The 18,196-nt window shown below is 44.8% G+C and carries 20 protein-coding genes; 10 read left to right on the top strand and 10 right to left on the bottom strand.

From position 1 onward, the window contains the following. Positions 1-112 precede the first annotated feature (112 nt). Positions 113-1,156, bottom strand: a complete 1,044-nt coding sequence (locus tag H150_RS0100705; RefSeq protein ID WP_019957120.1) for an ABC transporter substrate-binding protein — start codon at positions 1,154-1,156, stop codon at positions 113-115. Between the two features lie 416 nt (positions 1,157-1,572). On the opposite strand from H150_RS0100705, the gene H150_RS0100700 reads away from it, so the two are divergent. The 4 genes from H150_RS0100700 to bfr (H150_RS0100685) all read left to right on the top strand — a co-directional run bounded on the left by H150_RS0100700 (position 1,573) and on the right by bfr (H150_RS0100685) (position 4,422). Then, the gene (locus H150_RS0100700) at positions 1,573-2,121 is read left to right on the top strand and encodes a gamma carbonic anhydrase family protein (RefSeq protein ID WP_019957119.1); all 549 of its coding nucleotides are present in this window, start codon (positions 1,573-1,575) and stop codon (positions 2,119-2,121) included. Positions 2,122-2,140: 19 nt separating this feature from the next. After that, positions 2,141-3,196 carry a transaldolase gene (tal, locus tag H150_RS0100695; protein WP_019957118.1) on the top strand — a complete coding sequence of 352 codons (1,056 nt, stop codon included), beginning with the start codon at positions 2,141-2,143 and terminating at the stop codon, positions 3,194-3,196. 264 nt (positions 3,197-3,460) lie between these two features. Continuing rightward, positions 3,461-3,925, top strand: a complete 465-nt coding sequence (gene bfr / locus H150_RS0100690; protein ID WP_019957117.1) for a bacterioferritin — start codon at positions 3,461-3,463, stop codon at positions 3,923-3,925. A gap of 20 nt (positions 3,926-3,945) precedes the next feature. Next, on the top strand, positions 3,946-4,422 hold the full coding sequence (bfr, locus tag H150_RS0100685) for a bacterioferritin (RefSeq protein ID WP_019957116.1): 477 nt from the start codon (positions 3,946-3,948) through the stop codon (positions 4,420-4,422). Between the two features lie 3 nt (positions 4,423-4,425). Here the strand turns inward: bfr (H150_RS0100685) and H150_RS14625 are convergent, their stop codons facing one another. Further along, complete coding sequence (locus H150_RS14625; RefSeq protein WP_019957115.1) at positions 4,426-4,632, bottom strand: (2Fe-2S)-binding protein; 207 nt, start codon at positions 4,630-4,632, stop codon at positions 4,426-4,428. 170 nt (positions 4,633-4,802) lie between these two features. On the opposite strand from H150_RS14625, the gene H150_RS0100675 reads away from it, so the two are divergent. Further along, on the top strand, positions 4,803-6,815 hold the full coding sequence (locus tag H150_RS0100675; protein ID WP_019957114.1) for an alpha/beta fold hydrolase: 2,013 nt from the start codon (positions 4,803-4,805) through the stop codon (positions 6,813-6,815). Positions 6,816-6,877: 62 nt separating this feature from the next. Here H150_RS0100675 and H150_RS15355 read toward each other — a convergent pair whose 3' ends face one another. From H150_RS15355 to pmbA, 3 genes are read right to left on the bottom strand one after another with little or no spacing between them, the layout of a single operon-like run. After that, on the bottom strand, positions 6,878-7,006 hold the full coding sequence (locus tag H150_RS15355; protein ID WP_280520942.1) for a hypothetical protein: 129 nt from the start codon (positions 7,004-7,006) through the stop codon (positions 6,878-6,880). Positions 7,007-7,019: 13 nt separating this feature from the next. Beyond that, a complete protein-coding gene (locus H150_RS0100665; RefSeq protein WP_019957112.1) occupies positions 7,020-7,523 on the bottom strand; it encodes a disulfide bond formation protein B in 504 nt (167 codons plus the stop codon). A 37-nt stretch (positions 7,524-7,560) separates the two neighbouring features. Next, the gene (gene pmbA, locus H150_RS0100660; RefSeq protein ID WP_019957111.1) at positions 7,561-8,907 is read right to left on the bottom strand and encodes a metalloprotease PmbA; all 1,347 of its coding nucleotides are present in this window, start codon (positions 8,905-8,907) and stop codon (positions 7,561-7,563) included. A 152-nt stretch (positions 8,908-9,059) separates the two neighbouring features. Between pmbA and yjgA the strand changes: the two genes are divergently transcribed. From yjgA to H150_RS0100635, 5 genes are all read left to right on the top strand, one after another. Then, the gene (yjgA, locus tag H150_RS0100655) at positions 9,060-9,593 is read left to right on the top strand and encodes a ribosome biogenesis factor YjgA (RefSeq protein ID WP_019957110.1); all 534 of its coding nucleotides are present in this window, start codon (positions 9,060-9,062) and stop codon (positions 9,591-9,593) included. 15 nt (positions 9,594-9,608) lie between these two features. After that, complete coding sequence (locus H150_RS0100650) at positions 9,609-10,574, top strand: YheT family hydrolase (RefSeq protein ID WP_040755244.1); 966 nt, start codon at positions 9,609-9,611, stop codon at positions 10,572-10,574. Continuing rightward, a complete protein-coding gene (gene trpC / locus H150_RS0100645; protein WP_019957108.1) occupies positions 10,571-11,362 on the top strand; it encodes an indole-3-glycerol phosphate synthase TrpC in 792 nt (263 codons plus the stop codon). The genes H150_RS0100650 and trpC overlap by 4 nt, the downstream gene beginning before the upstream one ends. A 60-nt stretch (positions 11,363-11,422) precedes the next feature. Continuing rightward, positions 11,423-12,199, top strand: coding sequence for a type I methionyl aminopeptidase (map, locus tag H150_RS0100640; protein ID WP_019957107.1), 777 nt, complete (start codon positions 11,423-11,425; stop codon positions 12,197-12,199). Between the two features lie 234 nt (positions 12,200-12,433). Next, entirely contained in the window at positions 12,434-12,718 is a 285-nt protein-coding gene (locus tag H150_RS0100635) for a helix-turn-helix domain-containing protein (RefSeq protein WP_019957106.1), read from the top strand. Between the two features lie 89 nt (positions 12,719-12,807). Here H150_RS0100635 and H150_RS0100630 read toward each other — a convergent pair whose 3' ends face one another. The 5 genes from H150_RS0100630 to H150_RS0100610 all read right to left on the bottom strand — a co-directional run bounded on the left by H150_RS0100630 (position 12,808) and on the right by H150_RS0100610 (position 18,194). Further along, on the bottom strand, positions 12,808-15,624 hold the full coding sequence (locus H150_RS0100630; RefSeq protein WP_019957105.1) for a valine--tRNA ligase: 2,817 nt from the start codon (positions 15,622-15,624) through the stop codon (positions 12,808-12,810). 116 nt (positions 15,625-15,740) lie between these two features. After that, positions 15,741-15,929: a DNA gyrase inhibitor YacG gene (gene yacG, locus H150_RS0100625; protein ID WP_019957104.1), complete on the bottom strand. Its 189-nt coding sequence runs from the start codon at positions 15,927-15,929 to the stop codon at positions 15,741-15,743. After that, positions 15,917-16,705, bottom strand: coding sequence for a cell division protein ZapD (zapD, locus tag H150_RS0100620; RefSeq protein WP_019957103.1), 789 nt, complete (start codon positions 16,703-16,705; stop codon positions 15,917-15,919). Before zapD ends, yacG begins: the two co-directional genes overlap by 13 nt. Positions 16,706-16,713: 8 nt before the next feature. Beyond that, entirely contained in the window at positions 16,714-17,316 is a 603-nt protein-coding gene (gene coaE, locus H150_RS0100615) for a dephospho-CoA kinase (RefSeq protein WP_019957102.1), read from the bottom strand. After that, complete coding sequence (locus tag H150_RS0100610; protein ID WP_026353355.1) at positions 17,313-18,194, bottom strand: prepilin peptidase; 882 nt, start codon at positions 18,192-18,194, stop codon at positions 17,313-17,315. Before H150_RS0100610 ends, coaE begins: the two co-directional genes overlap by 4 nt. Positions 18,195-18,196 lie beyond the last annotated feature (2 nt).

Here is an 18,196-nt window from a genome sequence, read left to right as displayed (position 1 = left end):
TATTTAATCAGTTTTTATCACACCACTCGGTAAGCGGCCTGAATCAAAAAGGCCAACTCCAACAAAATATGCTGTTTAGAGTTGGCCATACTCAGTGGCACCTAAGCGAGACTTATTGAACGACTTCTTTAGCTGTGCTTACCAAATCAGCAGGAATTGTAAAGCCTTGCGCTTCAGCACCTTTTGGATTAACAAACAAATCCAATTTGTCCATTTTTTGCGGTGCAATGGCACCTGCTTTTTCACCTTTTAAAATGCGGGTCACAATTTTGCCCGTTTGCAAACCAACATCATAATAGTTCACACCCAAAGCCGCTGCCGCACCACGTTTCACAGTATCTGTGTCAGAAGCGAGCAATGGAATTTTGTTAGCCAAAGCCACTTTGTACAAAGCTTCATAACCTGAAACCACATTGTTGTCGGTGGTGGTGTAAATCAATTGTACTTTGCCTGCCAAGCCGTTTGCCGCAGTTGAAATGTCCGTAGTACGCTGAGCAGGCGCACCCACCACTTCAATGCCTTGCGCACCCAATTTGGCTTTCAACTGTTCCAAAATCACAGTTGAATTGACTTCACCCGGGCTGTAAACATAACCCACTGATTTGACATTCGGTACCAATTTTTTCATCAAATCAATTTGTGGCTCTAAAGGCAATTCATCCGATACGCCTGTCACATTGGTACCAGACGGCTCCCAAGACGTCACCAATTTCGCCGCCACAGGATCGGTCACCGCTGCAAATACCACAGGAACCGTGCGTGTTGCCGCTACCATTGATTGCGCACTTGGTGTCGCAATCGCCACGATGGCATCAGGATTATCGCCTGCAAATTTCTTCGCAATCTGACCTGCGGTTGCCGTATTGCCTTGTGCACTTTGGAAATCAATGGTCAAGTTTTCACCGACTTTATAACCATCTGCCGCCAATTGCTCTTCCACACCTTTGCGCACAGCATCCAAAGCAGGATGCTCTACAATCGCTGTAATAGCGACACGTTTTGGTGTGCCATCAGCCACAGGGGCCGATGCTGTCGTCGTACCTGATGCCGCTGCTGGTGCAGCTGCCGCAGGTTTGGTATCTGCACCGCCGCCGCACGCAGCCAAAGTGATGCCAGCAATGGCAGAAACAATCAAAGTTTGCACAAATTTAGCCACGTTTTCTTCCTTCGTTATGATTTTTCAATTTGATAAATTAACCCACACCTAAACCCAATCGCCTATAAAAAGTTGCTTGGTGCTTAGAGATAACGCTCATTTATGCTAGTTAATTAAATTAGGTTTCATTCTAAATTAATTTCTCTCAGGCTAACATGCCTACAATATGACAAACGGCCTGATAAATTATTATTTTTTTTCATTAAATCTCAATCAAAAAATAAAATCAACCAATGTATTTCATAAAAATAAAATAATATGCTAACAATAAAAGCCGATTCGCTAGAATCATACTTATCACTTATTTGCTGTTTTTGGGTGCTTAAATTAATGTCATCAGATATAGTTGTGACAAAAATCACGCAAATCGACCTTTTAAAGCGTTTCTTTTTTAACCTTATAATATGGCAATGATGATGAACAATATTCGACCATTTTTAAATACCATTCCAGATACACAGCATGCTGTTTTCATCGATCCTAGCTGTGTCATCATTGGCGATGTCATTTTAGGTACACAAAGTTCGGTTTGGCCTATGGCGGTGATACGTGGTGATGTTAACTACATTCGCGTAGGCGCACGCAGCAATGTGCAAGATTTGGCCATGCTGCATGTGTCACACAAAAATGATCAAAAACCTGAAGGCTCACCGTTAATCATTGGTGATGATGTGACGGTGGGTCATATGGCGATGCTGCATGGTTGCCGCATTGGCAATCGTGTTTTGGTGGGTATGAAAACAACGGTCTTAGACGATGCCATCATCGAAGACGATGTGATGATAGGAGCAGGCAGCCTCGTTCCTGCTCGCAAACGCTTGGAAAGTGGCTATTTGTATGTCGGCTCTCCAGTCAAACAAGTGCGCCGTTTAACTGAAGAGGAAATCGCTTTTTTGGCTTATTCTGCCCAACACTATGTTAAAGTCGCCCAACAACATCAGCAGTCTTTAAATGGAAATACGTAACAATATCAAAGGAACAAACATGAGCAAGTTGCAACAAGTGGCTCAATTAGGACAACAAATTTGGCTCGACAGTTTGTCGCGCTCATTGATTCAATCAGGGGAATTGGCAAGCAAATTGGCAGATGGTGTGATGGGTGTCACATCCAATCCTGCCATTTTCCAACAAGCTTTTCAAAACGATGCGTTGTATACCGAAGAATTGGCTGCTTTAAAACAGCAAGATATGGATGCCAAAAGCCGTTATGAAACCTTGGCCATTGCCGACGTACAGGACGCTTGTTTGGTGACTTTGCCTGTTTACCAAGCCCATAATGGTCAAGCTGGCATGGTGAGTTTGGAAGTATCTCCTGAATTGTCACACGATGCCCAAGGTACCATCACCGAAGGCAAACGCTTGTGGCAAGCAATTAACCAACCGAACGCCATGATCAAAGTCCCTGCCACAGACGCAGGCATTGAAGCACTAACCGAATTGGTGGCCTCTGGCATCAACGTCAACATGACTTTGATTTTCTCGCGCCAAGTTTTGGCACAAATCATGGACGCACACGCACAAGGCTTGCAACAACGTGTTGCGCAAGGTTTGCCGATTGACAAAATTTTTGTGGTCGCCAGCTTTTTCTTATCGCGCATTGATACGGCTTTGGACATCAGCTTGCCAGAAGCTTTACAAGGCAAAGTGGCTTTGTCTTTGGCACGCAGCGCTTATGCCGATTGGGAAGCGTTCACGCAACAAACACCTTGGCAAGATTTGCAAACACAAGGTGCGACACGTTTGCAATTGTTATGGGCATCGACAGGCACCAAAAATCCTGCCTACCCTGACACATTGTATGTGGACGAATTGATTGGCGAGCACACTGTCAATACCGTTCCTAGCGCCACTTTGAATGCCTTTATCGACCATGGCAACGTCAGCGCCAGTTTAAGTGGCAAAGAAGCTGCCTCAGCACAAGTATTGGCAGATGTAACGGCTTTGGGCATAGACTTGGACGCTTTGGCGTTGCGTTTGCGCGACGATGGCTTGAAGCAGTTTGAAGAGGCTTTCGCCAAAATTCTGTTGATTACCGCTTAAACAAACGTTGGTCGATAGATAGTGTATGGCGTCTGAATCACCATCACTAACAAGGGTTTAGACTCAAGCGTCCTGTAATGATTTACAGGACGCTTTTTTAGATACAAATAGCATTAATTTTCATTTAAATCATTGAAACTTAATGAGAACTGTTATTATTAATAATATAAATTAATACTTTCAAATTGATAAAATTTTTTGTTAAAATAAACCCATTACTACCCATGTCTGGTTCATCCGAACCACAAAATAAAGGAATCCATCATGCAAGGCTCAAAAGCTGTCATTCAATATTTGAACGAGTTGCTCGCAGGTGAGTTGGGTGCGCGTGACCAATATTTTATTCATGCCCAAATGTACGAAGATTGGGGCTATAGCAAATTGTTCGAACGCATGACGCATGAAATGCAAGAAGAAGGCGACCATGCCGCGCAAATGATCAAACGCATTTTGATGCTCGGTGGCACACCTCAAATGGTGCCCAGCGCATTGAATATCGGCACAGACGTTCCATCGATGTTCCAATCGGATTTGGCTTTGGAATTGCACGTGCGCGATGCTTTAAAACAAGGCATTCGTTTGTGTGAACAAGAATTCGATTATGTCACTCGCGATTTGTTGATTGTACAATTGCGTGATACCGAAGAAGACCACGCTCATTGGCTAGAACAACAATTGCGCTTGATTGATTTGATGGGCTTACAAAACTACTTGCAAAGCCAAGTCTAAACTCAATAAAGGAGACGAACATGCAAGGAAGCCGTCCTGTAAAACGTGAATTGAACAAAGTCTTGGCTGTGTCTTTGATTGCCATCAATCAGTATTTTTTACATGCACGCATGTTGAAAAACTGGGGCATCGAAGCTTTGGGCAAGCACGTTTACAAACAATCGATTGAAGAAATGAAGATGTCTGACGACGTCATTGAACGCATTTTATTGCTCGAAGGTTTGCCAAACTTGCAAGATTTGGGCAAGTTACTGTTGGGCGAAAACGTCAAAGAAATGCTCGAATGTGATGTGCAACTGGAAAATATCAAAAGCGCAGCTTTGATTGAAGCGATTAAAGTGTGCGAAGCTGAAGGCGATTACGTCAGCCGTGACATGTTGCACAAACTTAAAGAAGAAAACGAAGAACACATCGATTGGCTAGAAAATCAATTGTTCTTGATTGAAGAAATGGGTTTGGAAAACTTCATCCAACAAGCTGTTGGCAATCAAGCATAAAGCTTACACAGCGTGGATTAAAATGCCCACTGAGCGAGGTTCATGAACATGATGGGCTTCGCTCAATAATTTTTCGCACATATCACCACAACGACCGCAACAAGTCGCCACTTCCAACTCCGCTTGCAAACTCGCCATATCACGGCAACCATCCGCAATGCTTTGCTTGATTTCAGTATCAGTCACACCATTGCAAATACATACAAACATGTGGCAATCCTTGATTTAAAAACAATTATGAAACGCTATAATAATGATAGCTTTTATCATTTGCAAGTAGATTCACTGGATTTACACAAACTGTCAGTCATGTTGCCACTCAAAGCGGCCTGTATTTCACGTTATAATGCATCATTGATGCTTTGATTGAATTGAATACCATGAATTGTGATGCCCACAGCCATCTAGAAGATTTAAACCGTCCTGAAACCCAACAATATGCCGCTTGTGCCCATGCGCAAACCTTGGCACAGTTTGAAGACCAACGCACCAAAGACATGGCGCAAGACATGTTGGCGCAGATTCAAAATGAAAAACAAATTCCGTTTTGCCAAGAGCATCGTGCGCGGATGTACCACATTCATCAAAATGCCGATTATCCTAAAGGCGTTTATCGTGTGTGTACGGCGGCCAGTTTTCGTTCGGGCTTGCCTGATTGGGACATTTTGTTTTCGGTGGAAGCATTTGATGAGGTGTTACAGGACGATGTGTATTTGAATCATGTCACGCATTGCACGTTGCACCCAACTCGCACTTTGTTAGAGTTTGGCAGCAATGGCGGCGATGCCGCTTATACATTGGAATTTGATTTGGCTGAAAAACGCTTGGTGGACAGTGGTTTTCATTTTCCATTGGGCAAAAACCACATTGCATGGCGTGACTTAGACAGCGTTTGGGTCTGCCCTGCTTGGCACGAAGCGCAATTAACCACCAGCGGCTACCCTCGCCAAGTGTGGCTATTAGAGCGTGGCAACAGTATGGATGAAGCCATTCCCGTTTTACAAGCTGAAATCGATGATATGTTTGTCGCAGCTTGTCGCTATTTGGATCCACAAGGCAAAGATTTGGATGTCATTGAAGTGGCGCATGATTTTTACCGCAAAACCTATTACTGGGTCGATGGCGATTTGCAAGCGCAGCCTTTAAACCTGCCTGAAAACTGCGATTTGATTGGTTATTTGGGCGGTCAATTATTGGTGTGGCTCAAAAGCGATTGGCAACGTGCCAATACCCGTTATGCCAATGGCAGTTTGTTAGCGGTCAAATTGAGCAAAGGTCAATTGGGTGCAGCACAAATTTTGTTCGAGCCCACAGCGGCCTGTATTTTAGAAGCGGTCGAAACCACACGCCAATTTGTAGTGATGCATGTGTTGGACAATGTTCAAAGCCAATTGCGTGCGCAACAATTTTCCCAAGGTGCGTGGCAACAAGCCACCGTGCCTGCGCTGCCTCGTGGCACCATCGAATTAGTCGACCAACCTTATGGCGGTGATGTGGTCTATGTCGCCATCAGCGATTTCAGCACGCCTTTGACTTTACTGTGTGTCGATTTTGCCCAGCAAGATGTGGCGGTTTTGCGCAAACAGCCGAAACAATTTGATGCTAAAAACATGCAAACCCAACAATTTTGGACGCAAAGCACAGATGGCACGTCCATTCCTTATTTTCATGTTGGCACGCCAAGCGATGCGCCCAAACCGACAATTGTGTATGTGTATGGTGGTTTTGCTGTGGCTGAATTGCCGCATTATTTGGGTTTAATGGGTCGACATTGGTTGAGCCAAGGTTATGCTTTTGTGGTAGCGAATGTGCGTGGTGGCGGCGAATTTGGTCCGCAATGGCACCAAGCGGCCATTGGTAACAACAAGCACAAAACCATTGAAGATTTACTCAGCGTGGTACAAGATTTACAACAGCGAAATTTGGCAACTGCCACACAAATTGGTTTACAAGGTGGTAGCAATGGCGGTTTGGTGGTTTTGGCGGCGATGGCACAAGCACCGACTCAAATCGGTGCTGTGGTGGCTGAAATGCCATTAGCCGACATGCTCAATTATACAAAATGGTCGTCAGGAACATCGTGGATTGCTGAGTTTGGCAATCCAGATGATGCAGACCCAACAGCCACAGCATCACTACAAGCTTTGTCGCCCTACCACAATTTGCAAGAAGATGTGACTTATCCTAAAACTTTGCTCACCACCAGTTTCAGTGATGACCGCGTGCATCCTGCTCACGCTTTGAAAACGCATGCGCGCTTGCAAGAACTCAAACAAGCAGCATGGTTGTTGTGTCCTGAAGATGGTGGTCACAGCGGCAATGGCACACAAGACCAATTGGCAGAAGAAACCGCTTTGGTATTGCGCTTTTTTGAACAGCAATTAAGCCAATAAATCAACCCATAAAAAAGCGTCCTGTAAACATTTACAGGACGCTTTTACTTTTGATAAGCACATCAATGTGACGTATAACCCACGCCACCGCTCACTTGACCGTACACTTGGCTAGAGCCCGAAGTAGAACCTGTGCTGCTACACGCGGCCAAAGCCAAAACAATCAAAATCATACCCATACTTTGTTTCATTTTCATCACCTTATCAATAACCATACCGACGGTTTGGACGTGACTTGAACCAAGCAAACCAAGCCATACCAATAGCAAACACAAAAAACAAGGCGCTCCAAATTGGCAAAGGTACACCCAAGAAATAATCCACCACCGCACATTCACCTGAACCACTTAAAACCGTTTGAATCAAACTTTGCAATGGCAAAGTATTCATCATAAAGTCCAAACCCGGACCACAAGCAGGCACTTCTGAAGGTGGTAAACCTTGAATATAACGTTGGCGCAATGCAATGCTCAAACCAATGAGCGCAGGAATGCTGATTAAAATTGCCGCACCCAAACCAACCGTTTTTTGACGATTGGGAATCAATGCCATCAGCAAAGCCACAGCACCCACTGCCATTACCGCCACGCGCTGAAAAATACACAAAGGGCAAGGCTCCATTTTCAACACATGTTGCGAATACAGAGCTGCTGCCATGATGATGGCCGACACCACCACAATGAACCACAAATACTTTTTACCGGACATCTTCTACCCTTAGAATGTGAATCGATGCAGCTCAGGCTTAATCCTCAACTGCTTCATCACCGGCAATCGTCATCTCGCTGATGAGAATCGAACCAATGCGGTGCGCACTGCGTTTTAACCCATCATTGCCAATGGCGACAATATTTTTAAACATATTTTGCAATTGACCGGCAATCGTGATTTCATCAACAGGGTATGCAATCACACCGTTTTCTACCCAAAATCCTGCTGCACCACGCGAATAATCGCCCGTCAATGCATTCACGCCTTGACCCATCAATTCGGTCACCAACAAGCCTGTACCCATTTGCTTGAGCACATCACTCAAATCAATGCTATTGGGATTCAACACCAAATTGTGTGCACCGCCAGCATTGGCTGTGGTTTGCATGCCCAGCTTGCGTGCACTGTAACTGCTCAAAAAATAGCCTTCGACCACGCCATCTTTGATGATGTCGCGCGGCTTGGTTGCCACGCCTTCGCTGTCAAAATACGTGCTTGATAAACCACGCACAATGTGAGGCTCTTCACGCAATTGCACCCATGCTGGCAAAATAGACGTGCCCAAAGAATCTTGCAAAAAGCTGGATTTGCGATACAGGCTGCCACCACTCAAAGCACCAACCAAATGACTGATTAAGCTGCCTGAAACCGTATTGTCAAACACCACAGGATAAACCCCTGTTGGTACTTGGCGCGCACCCAAACGGCGTACAGTGCGCTCGGCAGTGATTTTGCCCAAAGTTTCGTTGTCCAATAATTCAGTGGCAATACGGCTTTGATCGTACCAATAATCGCGCTCCATACCATTTTCGTCTTGCGCCAATACCGAGCAAGATTTGCTGTGGCGGCTCGATTGCATGAACGCGGCAAAGCCATTGCTGTTAGCCAATACATATTGGCTAGAGCCTGTAGTATTGATGCTCGCACCTTCACTGGTATGAATACGGCTGTCTGCTGCCATCGCTGCCGCTTCACACGCTTTGGCTTCCTCAATGGCTTTGTCGACATCCAAAGCCCAAGGATGGAACAAATCCAAATCTTGCCATGTTCGTGCCAACAAAGCCGAGTCTGCCAAACCAGCACAATCGTCTTCGGCAGTATATTTGGCAATATTGAGTGCTGCATCGACAGTCGCTTTTACCGATGCCGCAGAAAAATCGCTGCTAGAGGCATTGCCTTTGCGCTGTCCCATATACACGGTAATATCGAACGATTTGTCTTGTTGGTATTCCAATTGCTCGATTTCTTGCAATCTGATGCTGACCGATTGACCAACCGACTCACTCACGCCGACATCGGCGGCGCTTGCACCACATTGCTTGGCATAATCCAAAGCTTGTTGAGCCAAATCGCTCAATTGTTTTTCGCTGTGATTGAACATAACCTCTTAAACCCATTTATCAGATTGCATCGTCGTTATTGTACCGATATTGTTTGAACTATGGTTAATTGTTATTTAACGGGCTGTTAGCTGCGAAGAATCGATAATTTCGGTATCATTCAACCTTGAAAATTTATGTGGTAGGAACTCTCATGCAAGAAGAAGAATTCGTCAGCAAGACCCAAATTAAAAAACAAATGGACGACAGACAAGATTTGGGCATGCAACTGACCAAATTATCAACCGATACTTTGAAGAAAATAGGCTTAGACGAAAGTTTGTACGAAGCCATCGTGTTTTACAAAAAAATCAATTCTAACGGTGCGCTTAAACGCCAAGCCCAATACATTGGCCGCTTGATGCGTGACACCGACCCTGCACCTATTGAAGCCTTTTTAGCCCGCTTAAAAGGCGACAATACCGCTCACAATGCTTTGATGCAGCGTTTGGAATTATTACGTGAACGCTTGATTGACAACGATGAGGCTTTGACCACTTTAATCAATCAAGAACCTGATTTGGACATCGGCACTTTGCGTACTTTGATTCGCAACGCGCGCAAAGAAAAAGAATTGAACAAATCACCTAAAGCCCGTCGTGAGATTTTCCAAGTTCTCAAGCAGCATTTCACTGCCGAAAAAAGCAGCGATAACGACAACAATGCTGATGAAAATGAACACAACTGATTTTCAGGACGCTTGATGCTCCCCCACTACGCCGCCCCAATTTGGCTAAAAGGCGGGGGGCATTTGCAAACCATTTACCCCAAAGTCCTTGCCCTTCCCTCAGTTTGTTACCGCCGTGAGTTGCTCAGCGATTCCACACAAGAAACTGTCGTCGCTTACGATTTCATCGATGCGCCCCAAACCCATGCGCCTGTCGTGGTTTTATTTCATGGTTTAGAAGGCAGTAGCCACAGCCATTATGCGTTGACATTGATGCATATGGTTAAACAAAAACAATGGCATGGTGTGGTCGTACACTATCGCGGTTGTGGTGGTGTGGTGAATCAAAGCCACAAAGCGTATCATTCAGGTGACAGTTTGGAGTGTGAATGGATGTTACAACAACTGCGCCAACGCTATCCTGAGCAAAAATTGTATGTGATGGGTGTGTCATTGGGTGGCAATATGTTGGCAAAATATTTGGGTGAAGCGCAAAATTTGGCACTGGCGGATGCTGCTGCGGTGATTTCAGCACCGTTGGATTTGCCTATGGCCAGTGTTGCCTTGGAAAAAGGTTTGAGTAAAAAATTGTACGCACCGTATTTTTTGCGCTCTTTACTGCCCAAAGCCACACAAGAGCGGCACCAAGGCAAACACCCCCATTTACATTGGGACCATTTGCTCGCCAGTAACGGCCTGAAAGACTTTGACCAACACTATACCGCACCTGTACATGGTTTTGACAATGCTGACAGCTATTACCGCCTCAGCAGTGCCAAACCTGTGTTGCGCCACATCCAAATACCCACGCTAATCATCAATGCCCAAAACGATCCATTTTTGCCGCCAGAAGCATTGCCAACGGCAGCCGAGGTCTCTGCATGCGTCACCTTGTATCAGCCTGATCATGGTGGGCATGTGGGCTTTGTCAGTGGGCCATTTCCAGGCAACTTACAATGGTTGCCACAAACCGTATTAACCTTTTTCAGTGAGCACGCATGAACGATATTTTGAATAAAATTCTGGCCACCAAAGCACAAGAAGTGAGCGCTTTTTTAGCACAAACCGATTTGACCACCATGCAACATCTCGCCCGCGATCAAGCGCCTGTGCGTGATTTTGTGGGTGCCATTCGTGCCAAACATGACCAATCGTTGCCTGCTGTGATTGCTGAAATCAAAAAAGCCAGTCCATCCAAAGGTTTAATTCGCCCTAACGACTTTAATCCTGCCAATATTGCCCATATATATGAACAAGCTGGTGCGGCTTGTTTGTCGGTTTTGACCGATGAGTCCTATTTTCAAGGTGCGCCTGAGTATTTGCAACAAGCCAAAGCGGCCTGTAACTTGCCCGCCTTGCGCAAAGACTTCATTGTCGATGCTTATCAAATTTATCAAGCGCGCTCTTGGAATGCAGATGCGATTTTATTGATTGCGGCAGCATTAGAACAATCGCAATTAGAAGAGTTTGAGGCAATTGCCCACGATTTGGGCATGGCAGTTTTATTGGAAGTCCACCATACCGATGAATGGCGCAAATGCGAACGCTTGACCACACCCTTGGTTGGCGTAAACAACCGCAATTTGCGTACTTTTGAGGTTGATTTGCAACAAACTTTAGATTATTTACCTATTTTGGACGATTCACGCATCATCGTGACTGAAAGCGGCATTGCCAAACGTGAGGAAGTGGATTTAATGCGCTCGCATGGCATCCATACTTTCTTAATTGGCGAAACCTTTATGCGTGCCGACAACATCGGTCAAGCCGTCCAAGATTTGTTATTTTAATGACAGTAACAAGCGTCCTGTAAAATTTTCAGGACGCTTTAAGACAAGAAGGAACCCAACATGAGTGTATATATTAACAACGAGCACGATATCGAAAAAATGCGTATTGCAGGCCGCTTGGCTGCCGAATTGCTCGACTATATTGAAGATTTTGTCAAACCAGGCGTTACCACCAATGAATTGAACCAATTGTGTCATGACTACCAAGTGGATGTTCAAGGCGCGATTCCTGCACCCTTGGGCTATGGTAACCCACCTTATCCAAAATCTGTTTGTACTTCAATCAACCATGTCATTTGTCATGGCATTCCAGATGACAAACCATTAAAAAATGGTGATTGCTTAAACATTGATGTCACCATCATCAAAGATGGCTACCATGGCGACTCAAGCCGCATGTTCATGGTCGGAGAAGTCAGCCCTCATGCCAAACGTTTGTCTAAAATTACCCATGAATGCATGATGTTAGGCATCGAACAAGTGAAACCAGGTGCGACTTTAGGCGATGTGGGTCACGCCATTCAAGTACATGCTGAAAACAATGGCTACTCTATCGTACAAGAATTCTGTGGTCATGGCATTGGCACCAAATTCCATTGCGAACCACAAGTTTTACACTATGGTAAGCGTGGTACAGGCTTGCGTTTGGAACCGGGCATGATTTTTACCATCGAACCGATGCTCAACCAAGGCAAACGCCATTTGCGTATTTTGGCCGATGGTTGGACTGTTGTCACCAAAGATCGCTCGCTGTCTGCGCAATGGGAACACGAAGTGTTGGTAACTGACACAGGTTATGAAATTTTGACTATTAGCCCTAAAACAAACAAACCATAATGTTAACTTCTTAATTATTTAAAGAAAATACATATTTTTAATAGTTTTCATATGGTTAAAACATAATTTTTCTTAACTTTAGTGACAAATCTTTACGTTCATTTCTGAAACTATATGGCATAATTCAGGCTCATAAAAACGAGCCATAAAAATAGATGGCCTCCATATGGTTTCAAAAAAACCTAGGTGGATATTCACCATAAAGACACTAATTAGAATCATGAAGGTACCACAATGAAAACTTTTCAAAATATCGACAACATTCGCGACATTCGTAAAAAATTGGGCTTGAACCAACAAGAGTTTTGGAGCCAAATCGGTGTGACCCAGTCAGGCGGTTCTCGCTATGAATCTGGTCGCAACATGCCAAAACCTGTGCGTGAATTATTGCGCTTGGTTCATGTTGAACAAGTAGATTTAACCAAAGTGAATCACGATGACATGGCAATTGCCACTTTGCTCAAAGTGCGTCATCCTGAAATCTACAAAACATTGAAAAAAGAAGCTAAGGCTAAGTAAGACATGTTCATCATGTTTGACTTTATTTTCATGCAATAAAAGCTGCCTTTCGGCAGCTTTTTTATATCAAACAAATACTTTCAGGACGCTTATTTCAATTTTGCCAATTGCTCGATGATTTGAGTCATTTTGTCATTCAATTGCGCCAATTCTGCACGGTCTTTTTCAACCAAGTGTGCAGGTGCTTTGTCGGTATAACCTGGTTTTTCCAATTTAGCCGTCAATTTATCCAACGCTTTTTGCACTTTTTCCTGCTCTTTGTTCAAGCGATCAGTTTCAGCAGCTTTGTCAATTTCCACTTTCAGCATCATGCGTGCGCCCAAAGCAACGGCAACAGGTGCATCGTCTTCTGGCAAAGTCTCGACCAAAGTCACGTCACTCAAACGTGCCATCATTGGCAAATACGGCAAATAAATACCCAACTCAGCACCGCCTTCAATGAACAAAGGTGCTTTCACAGCAGGACCCAAATTCATTTCGCCACGCAAATTGCGCACCGTACCCATCAATTCTTGTAACACATTCATTTGTGCCAAAGCTTCTGGATGGATTTTGCTTTCATCCGCCTCTGGCCATGTTGCTAACATGATGCTGTCGGTTTTTTTGGCGTTGGCCAAAGGTGCCACAGTCTGCCAAATTTCTTCGGTGATGAATGGCATAATTGGATGCAACAAGCGCAATACCACTTCCAATACACGCACCAACACACGGCGAGTAGCACGTTGAGAAGCTTCATCACCGCTGTTCAACTGAACTTTGGCCAATTCCACATACCAGTCGCAATATTCATTCCACACAAACTCATACATCGTTTGCGCAGCCAAATCGAAGCGATAGGTGTTGAATGCAGCCGCCATTGCCGCTTCGGTTTGCTGCAAACGTGACATCATCCAATGGTCTACAAATGAATATGCCAAAGGCAAGCTTTCATCTTGACCACAATCTTTGCCTTCAACGTTCATCAACACAAAACGGGTCGCATTCCACAATTTATTGCAGAAATTGCGATAGCCTTCAGCGCGTTTGAAATCAAAATTGACAGAGCGACCCAAGCTGGCATAACTTGCCATCGTAAAGCGCAAAGCATCGGCACCAAACACAGGAATGCCTTCTGGGAACAATTTTTCAGTCGCTTGAATGACTTTTGGCGCAGTTTCAGGACGGCGCAAACCAACTGTGCGTTTTTCAAGCAAATGTGGCAAATCGATGCCATCAATCAAATCCACAGGGTCAATCACATTGCCCTCAGATTTCGACATTTTCTTGCCTTCATTGTCACGCACCATGCCATGAATATACACATCTTTAAACGGCACTTGGCCTGTAAAATGGGTCGTCATCATAATCATGCGCGCAACCCAGAAGAAGATGATTTCGTAACCAGTCACCAATACAGAGCTTGGCAAGAAGGCTTTCAAATCTGGCGTTTCTTCAGGCCAGCCCATAGTAGAAAATGGCACCAAAGCCGAACTAAACCAAGTATCCAACACGTCTTCATCACGCGTCAATACCGCCTGAGCACCTGCTTGTTCACGAGCTTGTGCTTCAGTGCGTGCCACATAATGATTGCCCTCTTCATCGTACCAAGCAGGGATTTGATGACCCCACCACAATTGGCGTGAAATACACCAGTCTTGAATGTTATTCATCCATTGGTTGTACGTATTGACCCAATTTTCAGGCACAAATTTGACTTTGCCGCTGTCCACTGCATCACGCGCCTTGCCAGCCAAACTCAAACCAGTTTCATCGCCTTCGGCCACTTTTTCCATCGCCACAAACCATTGGCTGGTCAACATCGGCTCAATCACCGAACCGGTACGGTCGCCACGCGGTGTTTTCAACGCATGTGGATCGATTTTGACCAAATAGCCTTGGGCTTGCAAATCCGCTACCAACGCCTTACGGGCTTCAAAACGATCCAAACCTGCATACGCTTCAGGCAAAGCAAACGTTTCTTGCGCTTGACCTTGGAAATTGTACACTTCTGCTTGTGGCAAAATTTTCGCGGTCAAATCCAATACATTGATTAAAGCCGTTTGATGGCGTTTACCGACTTCGTAGTCATTGAAATCGTGTGCAGGGGTGATTTTCACACAACCTGTACCGAAATCTTTTTCAACATATTCGTCTGCAATCACAGGAATCAAGCGTCCTGTAAGCGGCAACACCACTTCTTTACCGATGAATGCAGCATAACGCTCATCTTCAGGATGCACAGCAACTGCCACGTCACCGAGCAAGGTTTCAGGACGCGTGGTCGCCACAATCAAAGCTTGTGATGCATCGTCTGCCAAAGGATAACGAATGTGCCACATCGAACCTGTTTCATCGACGCTTTCCACTTCCAAATCCGAAACTGCCGTACCCAAAACAGGATCCCAATTGACCAAACGTTTGCCACGGTAAATCAAGCCTTGCTCAAACAAGCGTACAAACACTTCAGTCACGGTTTCAGCGCGGGTTTCATCCATCGTAAAATATTCGCGCGACCAATCCACAGAACAGCCCACACGGCGCATTTGCTCGGTAATCGTGCCGCCTGAAATGTTTTTCCATTCCCAAATTTTTTGTAAAAACGCTTCACGACCCAAATCATGACGGCTGATGCCTTGTTCAGACAATTGACGCTCCACCACAATTTGCGTGGCAATGCCAGCATGGTCAGTACCCGGCACCCAAGCGGTATTAAAGCCTTTCATGCGATAGTAACGCGTCAAACCATCCATAATGGTTTGGTTGAACGCATGCCCCATGTGCAACGTGCCCGTCACATTCGGCGGTGGCAATTGAATGGCAAACGATGGTTTGCTTTCATCCATAGACGGTTTGAAATAGCCTTGGCTTTCCCAATGTTGGTACCATTTGCCCTCGATTTGGGCTGGATCGTATTTTGCAGCTTCCATTTGACAGATTATCTTTAGTGAAAATATTGAATCCGTCATTATAACGCTTTGCCCGATTTAGGCATACGAAAAGGCGTCCTGTAACTGCTTACAGGACGCCTATTGATATCATTTGATTAACGCTTTAAATCAGACTCTTGCCAATCTTGCGGCTCTTGAGCCGCAACAGTGTATTCCTCATCCGCCCAAGCACCCAAATCAATCAATTTGCAACGCTTAGAACAAAACGGACGAAATTCGCTTTCAGGCCGCCACAACACTTCTTGCCCACATGTTGGGCATTTCACAATTTTTACTTGCTCCATGCTGGCACACTCAATTTTTCAAAACCACACATATGCAAAGTAAACGGAATATTTTGGCTGACTGTCGCACCACGATTGTGAGCAAAATCTGGATGTAAAAAACGAATATTGGTCATGTATTTATTTGCCGATAATTCTGGAATCACACGTTGCCCAGCATCCACATCAATTTGCAATAACAAAACCTTATGTCCCAAACTACTTTGCTGAAACTGTCCTTTAATCGCCTCACACTCAATGCTCACACGATTGTCTCGCAAAATATCCAGCAAAACTTCTAAAGCATTGTAAGTAGGTAATAAAGATGCAATCCACCCATTCAAACGCTCACGGCGACTTTCAGCGGGCAATTGCAACCAATAATGGTAAGCGGGCAAATCAAATGGATTGACATTACCTGGAATCGCCATGCGCTGTTTGATGCCCATCAACCATTCATTTTCACGCAAATGTTGGGCAAATTTGTATTGCACTTGCTGTAAAGAAGTAGATGCTTGCACAATTTTTTGATGCAAAGGCCATTGCTCAGAATCTGCTTTTAACGGCACGCCATGAGTTTGCAAAGCCAATTTTTGGCGTTCTAACTCTTGCAAAATGTCCAATTTGAATTCAGCGCGTGAAGCACATTCCATGATTTCAAATAAAGTCATCAACGCTTGATGGTGCGACCATATATCATCTTGAGATAAGACAGCAGTAAAACGTTGGAACAAGTGTTCAACACGCAGCAGATTTCTCACCCGCTCTAATATGGGGTGTTCAAAACGTATGGTCAAACTGCCTCCTACACCGTACTGAAAAGTTGTTGATAATACCGATGCTGATGCAACACTCTTTGTTGTAATGCCAACACATCTTGATCATTGGCAATAACATCATCAGCTAAGGCCAAACGCTGTTCACGCGTGGCTTGTTGTGCCATGATAGCTTTGATTTGCACTGCCGACAATCCACTTCGCTGCATTACCCGTTCTATTTGTGCTTCGGGTGCGCAATCTATCAAGACGATTCGTTCAACCAAAGCCTGAAACATGATCAACTCAGTCAACAAAGGTACGTCAACAATGGCATATACTGCTTGTATCTGCGCTTTTTGACGCTCAACTTCCGCAACAATCAACGGATGTAAAATGGCCTCTAATTGCACTTTGGCTTCAGGCTGGCTAAAAATCAATTGGCGCATATAATCACGATTGAATCGACCATCCAATACCGCTTCAGAGCCAAACACAGCCTGAATATGCGGTAAAGCCACACCATCGTCAGCTGTTAACTGTCTTGCAATCACATCGGTATCAATGATGTGAACGCCCAAATCTGCAAAGAAACCAGCAGCAGTCGATTTACCACTACCAATGCCGCCAGTTAAACCAACCCAATGCGTCATGCGACAAATCCTGATTTGGCTAACCACCATTGGATAAATTGTGTGATGGGATGGCTAAATATCAATACCAACCAACCTGAAATCGCCAGATATGGACCAAAAGGCATAGGCTGGCTTTTCGCGACATTCATAATGACCGCAAAAATCAAACCTACCAACGATGACATCACAATCACAATCGGCAACATGCCCACGCCTATCCAAGCACCCAAAGCGGCCAGTAACTTGAAATCCCCATAACCCATGCCTTCTTTGCCTGTGACCAATTTAAACAACTGGAAGATGGTCCACAACGACATATAACCCACCACAGCGCCCATTACAGAGTCTACCAATGTCGTGATACCCCAAGCGCCCTGTAAAACTTCAGCCAACAAATGAAACACGATACCTGCCCACATCAAAGGCAAAGTCAATTGATCAGGCAATAATTGCGTGTCAGCATCAATGAAAATCATCGCAATCAAATAAGCGCTCAACAACATTGCACCAACTGCCGTCCATGTGACACCAAACTTCCATGCACAAACCGCAAATACCAAGCCCGTTAATAACTCTACCAAAGGATAACGCTTGGAAATAGGTTGGTCACAGTGTTTGCATTGCCCTTTGAGCAAAATGTAACTGACAATCGGAATATTTTGCCAAGGCTTTACAGGGCTTTTGCATTTAGGGCAATGAGAAGGCGGCGTCATGATATTGAAACGCTCCTCATCGATAGGTTCTAAAGGCATGTCCAACATTTGCTTGGCCTGTGTGCGCCAAGAGCGATTTAAGCCCTCAGGCACACGATAAATCACCACGTTCAAAAAACTGCCAACCAGCAAACCCAATACCAAGCAAACAGGCAACCAAAACTCTAATGATAAATTATTCATCA

The organism is Vitreoscilla stercoraria DSM 513, from assembly GCF_000382305.1.
GTDB classification, from domain to species: Bacteria; Pseudomonadota; Gammaproteobacteria; order Burkholderiales; family Neisseriaceae; genus Vitreoscilla; species Vitreoscilla stercoraria.
This window is presented reverse-complemented; position numbering and strand designations above follow the sequence as displayed.

Bases quoted from the DNA above. Each gene is read 5' to 3' on its own strand.
- bfr (WP_019957117.1), top strand. From the start codon at position 3,461: ATGCAAGGCTCAAAAGCTGTCATTCAATATTTGAACGAGTTGCTCGCA.
- yacG (WP_019957104.1), bottom strand. From the start codon at position 15,929: ATGGAGCAAGTAAAAATTGTGAAATGCCCAACATGTGGGCAAGAAGTG.
- trpC (WP_019957108.1), top strand. From the start codon at position 10,571: ATGAACGATATTTTGAATAAAATTCTGGCCACCAAAGCACAAGAAGTG.
- coaE (WP_019957102.1), bottom strand. From the start codon at position 17,316: ATGACGCATTGGGTTGGTTTAACTGGCGGCATTGGTAGTGGTAAATCG.
- H150_RS0100665 (WP_019957112.1), bottom strand. From the start codon at position 7,523: ATGTCCGGTAAAAAGTATTTGTGGTTCATTGTGGTGGTGTCGGCCATC.
- tal (WP_019957118.1), top strand. From the start codon at position 2,141: ATGAGCAAGTTGCAACAAGTGGCTCAATTAGGACAACAAATTTGGCTC.
- H150_RS0100630 (WP_019957105.1), bottom strand. From the start codon at position 15,624: ATGGAAGCTGCAAAATACGATCCAGCCCAAATCGAGGGCAAATGGTAC.
- yjgA (WP_019957110.1), top strand. From the start codon at position 9,060: ATGCAAGAAGAAGAATTCGTCAGCAAGACCCAAATTAAAAAACAAATG.
- H150_RS0100700 (WP_019957119.1), top strand. From the start codon at position 1,573: ATGAACAATATTCGACCATTTTTAAATACCATTCCAGATACACAGCAT.
- map (WP_019957107.1), top strand. From the start codon at position 11,423: ATGAGTGTATATATTAACAACGAGCACGATATCGAAAAAATGCGTATT.
- H150_RS14625 (WP_019957115.1), bottom strand. From the start codon at position 4,632: ATGTTTGTATGTATTTGCAATGGTGTGACTGATACTGAAATCAAGCAA.
- H150_RS0100675 (WP_019957114.1), top strand. From the start codon at position 4,803: ATGAATTGTGATGCCCACAGCCATCTAGAAGATTTAAACCGTCCTGAA.
- H150_RS0100635 (WP_019957106.1), top strand. From the start codon at position 12,434: ATGAAAACTTTTCAAAATATCGACAACATTCGCGACATTCGTAAAAAA.
- H150_RS15355 (WP_280520942.1), bottom strand. From the start codon at position 7,006: ATGAAACAAAGTATGGGTATGATTTTGATTGTTTTGGCTTTGGCCGCG.
- H150_RS0100650 (WP_040755244.1), top strand. From the start codon at position 9,609: ATGCTCCCCCACTACGCCGCCCCAATTTGGCTAAAAGGCGGGGGGCAT.
- bfr (WP_019957116.1), top strand. From the start codon at position 3,946: ATGCAAGGAAGCCGTCCTGTAAAACGTGAATTGAACAAAGTCTTGGCT.
- pmbA (WP_019957111.1), bottom strand. From the start codon at position 8,907: ATGTTCAATCACAGCGAAAAACAATTGAGCGATTTGGCTCAACAAGCT.
- H150_RS0100610 (WP_026353355.1), bottom strand. From the start codon at position 18,194: ATGAATAATTTATCATTAGAGTTTTGGTTGCCTGTTTGCTTGGTATTG.